General features: G+C 30.9%; 5 protein-coding genes and 1 pseudogene. 1 reads left to right on the top strand and 5 read right to left on the bottom strand.

Annotation, left to right across the window (positions count from 1 at the left end):
• Positions 1-239, bottom strand: a pseudogene (locus O9267_RS07885) (hypothetical protein); the annotation flags it as partial.
• A gap of 109 nt (positions 240-348) precedes the next feature.
• Positions 349-1,275, bottom strand: coding sequence for a bifunctional riboflavin kinase/FAD synthetase (locus O9267_RS07880; RefSeq protein WP_298177894.1), 927 nt, complete (start codon positions 1,273-1,275; stop codon positions 349-351).
• Positions 1,276-1,427: 152 nt separating this feature from the next.
• Here O9267_RS07880 and O9267_RS07875 point away from each other — a divergent pair, with 152 nt between their 5' ends.
• Complete coding sequence (locus tag O9267_RS07875) at positions 1,428-4,100, top strand: reprolysin-like metallopeptidase (RefSeq protein WP_298177892.1); 2,673 nt, start codon at positions 1,428-1,430, stop codon at positions 4,098-4,100.
• A 50-nt stretch (positions 4,101-4,150) separates the two neighbouring features.
• Here O9267_RS07875 and O9267_RS07870 read toward each other — a convergent pair whose 3' ends face one another.
• Genes O9267_RS07870 through O9267_RS07860 form a run of 3 tightly spaced genes read right to left on the bottom strand, consistent with a single transcriptional unit; the run spans position 4,151 to position 6,282 of the window.
• Entirely contained in the window at positions 4,151-4,660 is a 510-nt protein-coding gene (locus O9267_RS07870; protein ID WP_298177890.1) for a hypothetical protein, read from the bottom strand.
• Positions 4,661-4,662: 2 nt separating this feature from the next.
• Positions 4,663-5,289: an aminoacyl-tRNA hydrolase gene (gene pth, locus O9267_RS07865; protein WP_298177888.1), complete on the bottom strand. Its 627-nt coding sequence runs from the start codon at positions 5,287-5,289 to the stop codon at positions 4,663-4,665.
• A gap of 3 nt (positions 5,290-5,292) precedes the next feature.
• Entirely contained in the window at positions 5,293-6,282 is a 990-nt protein-coding gene (locus O9267_RS07860; protein ID WP_298177886.1) for an acyl-ACP desaturase, read from the bottom strand.
• Positions 6,283-6,297 lie beyond the last annotated feature (15 nt).

Genomic DNA, 6,297 nt, shown 5'->3' with positions numbered 1-6,297 from the left:
CCAAGTGAAATACCTATAAAACCTGTAATACAACAAGAAAAAAAATTCTGATAAAACCCTTTCTTTTGGACCGAGATATTATATTTAATCTGCCTATTTAAGAAATAAACTACGATTAAAAAATTTAATCCTCTTAAATAATAAAGAGTAGATAAACCTAATAATTCCAATACTATAAAAAGTATTCCTATACCTAAAAATAGTAATCCTCCATTTTCAAATTCTTTAGATAATTTCATATAAAGTACTTTTTGATTAAATATTAACTCATTTTTAATAAAATTAGTTATTATTTGTTAAGTTGTGACTATTTTAACAAAAAATATAAAAATGTTTAATCCAACAAAACTATCTATAAGCAATTTCCATTACTTTTATTCTATCTTTTTTTAATTGTTCTTTTAAATCTTCAAAAGAATCAAACTTTTTTTCATCACGAATTCTATCTAAAATTGTGACCGTTACAGAAGTGTCGTAAATATCTTTATCAAAATCAAAAAAATAAACCTCAATAGTTAAATTTTTTCCATCAACTGTTGGACGAGTTCCAATATTCATCATTCCAAAATGGATTTTTTCATCAATAGAAGATTTAACAATATAAACACCGTTTTTTGGAATAAGTTTATATTCTTCATCTACTTGAATATTAGCAGTTGGAAAGCCAATTGTTCTTCCTAATTGTTTTCCTTTTACAACTTTTCCAGAAAAAAAATATTGATAACCTAGATATTGATTAGCAAGAACTATATTTCCTTCTAATAATGCAGTTCTTATTTTGGTAGAACTTATGGCGACTCGGTCAATTTCTTGAGCGGATATTTGCTCAACTTCAAAATTGTATTTTTTTCCGAAAATTATTAAATCATCAATCGAAGCGCTTCTATCTTTACCAAATCGATGGTCGTGACCAAGAATTATTTTTTTGATTTTTAATTTTTCAACTAAAATTTTGACAACAAATTCTTCGGCAGATAATTGTGAAAATGTTTCGTCAAACGGATGAATAATTAAATCAGAAAGTCCGATTTTTTCAAGTAATTCGATTTTCTCATTTATGGTGTTCAATAGTTTTACACCCGATTCATGAGCCAAAACCATTCTTGGATGTGGAAAAAAAGTTAAAATTAAACTTTCACAATCTGATTTTTTGGCATCTTCAATAATTTTTTCAATAATTTCTTGATGTCCAATATGAACACCGTCAAAAGTTCCAATTGTAATAATTGACTGTTTTTGACTAACATAACTCGATATAGAATTGAAAACTTTCAAACTTTAAATTTTGGGGCAAAAATATATTTTATAAAGGATTAATAATACAAAAAAAACAACTAAAATCTTCATTAATTGTTAAATAAATAATTGATAACTATTAAAATAAAAAATAAATGCTATTTTTACAGTCTATTTAACTATCTAAAAAAATGAAAAAATTATTATTTTTACTAACAGTTTTATTAACTGTAAGCAGTTTTGGTCAATCAAATTTATGGCAAAAACTGGATTCAAAAGATGTAGTTGGTCTTGAAAAACTTCCTAGAGAGTCTCACCCAACTAAATACCAACTCTATTCATTAAATTTCAATGAATTAAAAAATGTATTAGCTTCTGCTCCTAAAAGATTATCTGGAGAAGTTTCTAATGTAATTGTAGCTTTTCCTAACGCTGAAGGAGAATTGCAAAACTTCAGAATATATGAAGCTTCTGTAATGCATCCTGAATTGGCTGCTAAACACCCTGAAATTCAGGCTTATGTAGGTCAAGGTATTGATGACAGAACGTCAAGCATTCGTTTTAGCACAACTCTTTTTGGTTTACACACAATGACTTTTGCAGCAGATAAAAGTGCTTCCTATATTGATCCTTATTCAAAAGATTTAAATCATTATATAGTTTACAGTAAATCTGATTTAACTACAAATAGAGTTTTTGAATGTGGTTATATTAATGAAGAAGATATTAATCCAAGTGATATTGAAGCTAATGAAGTAGCTCAACGTGCAGAAAATAGTTTGTTTAAAACATACCGTTTAGCGATGGCTTGTACTATTGAATATGCAGCTTATCATGTTAATGCAGCTGGATTAAGCGGTGGAACTTTAGCTCAAAAGAAAGCAGCAGTTTTAGCGGCGATGAATGTTACTATGGTTAGAGTTAATGGTGTATACGAAAAAGACATGGCGTTAACTATGGTTCTAGTCCCAACTAATGAAAATATTATTTTTATAACTTCTGACAGTTTTTCTAATACAAATGCAAGTTCTTTAATCAATGAAAGTCAAACTGTTATTGATGCTACGATAGGTACTGCAAATTATGATATTGGACATACTGTTAGTACTGGTGGTGGTGGTCTTGCACAAAAAAATGTACCTTGTACATCTAGTAAAGCAAGAGGAATTACTGGTTCTGATGCTCCAGTAGGAGACCCATACGACATTGATTATGTAGCTCACGAAATGGGGCACCAATGGGGTTGCGACCACACTTTTAACAATTCATGTAGTGGTAATGTAGCAGCAACAAGCGCATATGAGCCAGGAAGTGGTAGCACTATAATGGCTTATGCAGGAATCTGTCCTCCTAATGTTCAAAATAATTCTGATGCTTACTTTCACGCAAGAAGTATTTTGCAAATGATAAATCATGTTAATGGCACAGGAAATTGCGGTGTTATTTTACCTAATGGTAATAGTGCTCCTGTTATAACTGCATTGAGTAATTTTACTATTCCTAAAAGCACACCTTTCGTTTTAAATGCTGAGGCTACAGATGCTGATGGTGATGCCTTAACGTATTGTTGGGAACAATATAACAATCAAAGTTCTTCACAACCACCAGTTGCAACTAGTACAACAGGTCCAAACTATAGATCATTAAATCCTTCGAGTTCATCAAAAAGATATTTCCCAGCACTTAGTAGTGTATTAACTGGAAATTTAGCTCCTCAATGGGAAGTAACTCCATCTGTAACTAGAACAATGACATTCTCGCTTCTTGTTAGAGATAACGAGTTGGTTAATGGTGGTCAAACAAAAAGAGCGACAGGTACAGTAACAGTAGATGCTACAACTGGTCCTTTCCAAATTACTTATCCAAATTCTTCAAATGTTGCTTGGGCTCAAGGATCTAGTCAAACAATTTTATGGAATGTGAATAATACTAATACCTTAACAGGAGCTCAGAATGTAAACATTAAATTATCTGTGGATGGTGGTTTAACTTACCCTTATGATTTAGCGCTTAACACTCCTAATGACGGTTCAGAAGCTATAACAGTACCCAATATTACTGCAAGTCAAAATGCAAGAATAATGATTGAACCTACTGAAAATGTGTTCTATACGGTTGGTACTTCTTCATTTTTAATTGGTTATTCAATTGAAAATGTATGTACTACATACAATTATACTGGTGCTACATTTACCGTTCCTGATGGCGTAAACTCTTATACAGTAAAAACAATAAATGTACCAACTGCTGGGGTTGTAACAGATGTAAATGTAAGTATAAATGCTACTCATCCTAATTTACAAAACCTTGTAATGGCTGTTTCTAAAGCTGGTGGTGGAACATTAACCTTATTTAACCAACAATGTACTGGAAGTGCTGATATGAACCTAACCTTTGATGCACAAGGAACAGCATTAACATGTGCAAGCCCAACTACAGGGACATATATTCCTCCAACTGGTGCAAACATGAATTCGTTTAATGTAAATGTTCCTGCAGGAAACTGGCAGTTTGCTTTTAAAGATGTTATAGCTGGAAACACTGGAACAATTAATTCAATAGCCCTTGAAGTTTGTAGAAGTGTTGTTACTCCACTAGGTAATGAAGAATTCTCTTTTCAAAATTTAGCAATATATCCAAATCCAAATAGTGGAGAATTTACTGTTCAATTTGCTTCTAATTCATCTAACAAAGTTAATATTGAAGTGGTAGATTTAAGAGGTAGAAAAATATTTGAAGACCAATATGCTAATTCAGGATTGTTTAATCAAACTATTCAATTAGATAATGCGCAATCAGGTATATACTTAGTTTCTATAACTGATGGTGACAAGAAAATTGTTAAGAAAATTGTGGTTGAATAATCACTGAAACAATTATATACTAAAAGAGTTCGCAATTAGCGAACTCTTTTTTATTTTAATCCAATTGAAATATTTTTTATTATCTGTGGAACTTCTTTTATTTCAAAATCTAAATCTATTTTTTCTTTTGTTATTTTTAGATTTCCTTTATTTACTTTAAAATTTCCTGCTTGTCCTTTGCAATAACAAAATCGACCAAATAACATTTTTACATTTTGAAGGTTATCATTTGTAATAGTTTCTTCTTTAACTTCATTTTCAATTTCAAAAACAATCTCTTCTCTGTAGTTAGCATCTTGTAAATCGCCTTTTACCCTTTTGTCATAAGTGTATTTTATCACTTTATGCTCCAAATCATCTTCTAATCGATAGTACAAACTTCCTGTTCCATCATCTAAAACATTCATTTTTTTATTCTCAAGAATTTCAATTTTACAATCTCCATCTTTTGGACATGAACTTTCAAGAACCAATTTTTGAGGATTTACCTTCGTAATTTGTTTAGAACAATTACATGAAAACAAAAAAAGACTCGCAAGCATAATTGAATAATTCTTCATAACTATTTTCCATTAAAAGTTGTCATTGTGTTTTCAATTCCTGAAGTTCCAAATGAAATTATAATTTCAGATGCAACTTCTAATCTTTCAGGTAATTTTTCTTTTTCGACCTCATCCCATTCACCTAAGACATAATTTACTTGTTGCCCTTTTTTGAATTCATCACTTATTCCAAATCGGAAACGGCAATAATTTTGAGTGTTTAATAACAAATTAATGTTCTTCAATCCGTTGTGACCGCCATCACTACCTTTTGGTTTTATTCTTATTGTTCCGAACGAAAGATTCAAATCGTCTGTAATTACTAATATATTTTCTAATGGAATTTTCTCTTGTGTCATCCAATAATGAACGGCTTTCCCACTAAGATTCATGTATGTGTTTGGTTTCAATAGAAAAAAAGTTTTTCCTTTAAAACGATATTGTGCCATTGCACCAAGCTTTACTGTTTCAAACGAAATGGAATTTTTTTTGGCAAAATAATCTAAGACTTTAAAGCCTATATTGTGCCTTGTGTTGACATATTCTGCACCTATATTTCCAAGTCCAACAATCAAAAATTTGTTCATAGTATCAACAATGTCTTTTTCTTTTTTTGGTAAAAACCAATTGATAATAGTCTCGAACATACATTACCCAACAATAGCTGGCTGTACCCACTTGAAGATTTTATTTTCTTCTGGCAAAACCAATCTTTCCGAAATTTTAGCCATTCTTCCTGGTAATTTCATCAAATAATCTCTAGCTTTTTCAGCTTCATCTGTAAGCCCAGAAATTTTATCAATTTGCCATTTTTCAACTAATTTTTGTAAAATATCTACATAATCATTGGCTGTATAAACACCTAATTTTTGTGCAGAGTTAGAAAATTCTTCAAAAGCTGTACCAATTTTTTCTCCAGATTCTCTTAAGAAAACAGCTGGCATTGTAATTTTAAGTTTCATCATATGTTGAAAAGCCAACATCATTTCGGATGGATCAACCTTAAAAATTTGATTTACAAATTCAGAATAAGCATGATGATGACGCATTTCGTCACCAGCGATTAGCTTGCAAGCTTTCGCTAATTTTTTATCGCCATAATCTTTAGCTATTTGAGAAACCCTATTATGCGAAACATAAGTTGCAAGTTCTTGAAAACTAGTATAAACAAAGTTTTTGTAAGGATCTCTTCCTGTCCCAATATCAAAACCATCACTTATTAAATGTTGTGTTGTTATTTCAACTTCACGCATGTTTACTCTGCCCGACAAATACAAATATTTGTTTAGCAAATCACCATGACGGTTTTCTTCTCCAGTCCATTGTCGAACCCATCTTGCCCAAGCATTTCGCTCTACATTATCAACACCTTCAACATCCATCAACCATGATTCGTAAGTTGGCAATGCTTCTTCGGTAATTGTGTCTCCAACCATTGCTACCCAAAAATCATAAGGTAAATCTTTGGCTATTTCTTGTAACTCTTTAACATCTTCAAAAAAAGTTTCACTTTGAGAATCAGGAATTAAGTCTGATGGTTGCCAGATTTTTTCAACCGGAATTAAAAATTCGTCTATAAACGAATCTACTTTATTTTCTAGAAATTGCATTACTTCTAGACGGATATTTTTTATTGACATTATAAGTATTGGTTT

It is taken from the genome of Flavobacterium sp., assembly GCF_027531705.1.
Lineage (GTDB): Bacteria > Bacteroidota > Bacteroidia > Flavobacteriales > Flavobacteriaceae > Flavobacterium.
Note: the sequence above shows the minus strand (reverse complement) of the source record. Positions and strands in the feature narration are given on the sequence as shown.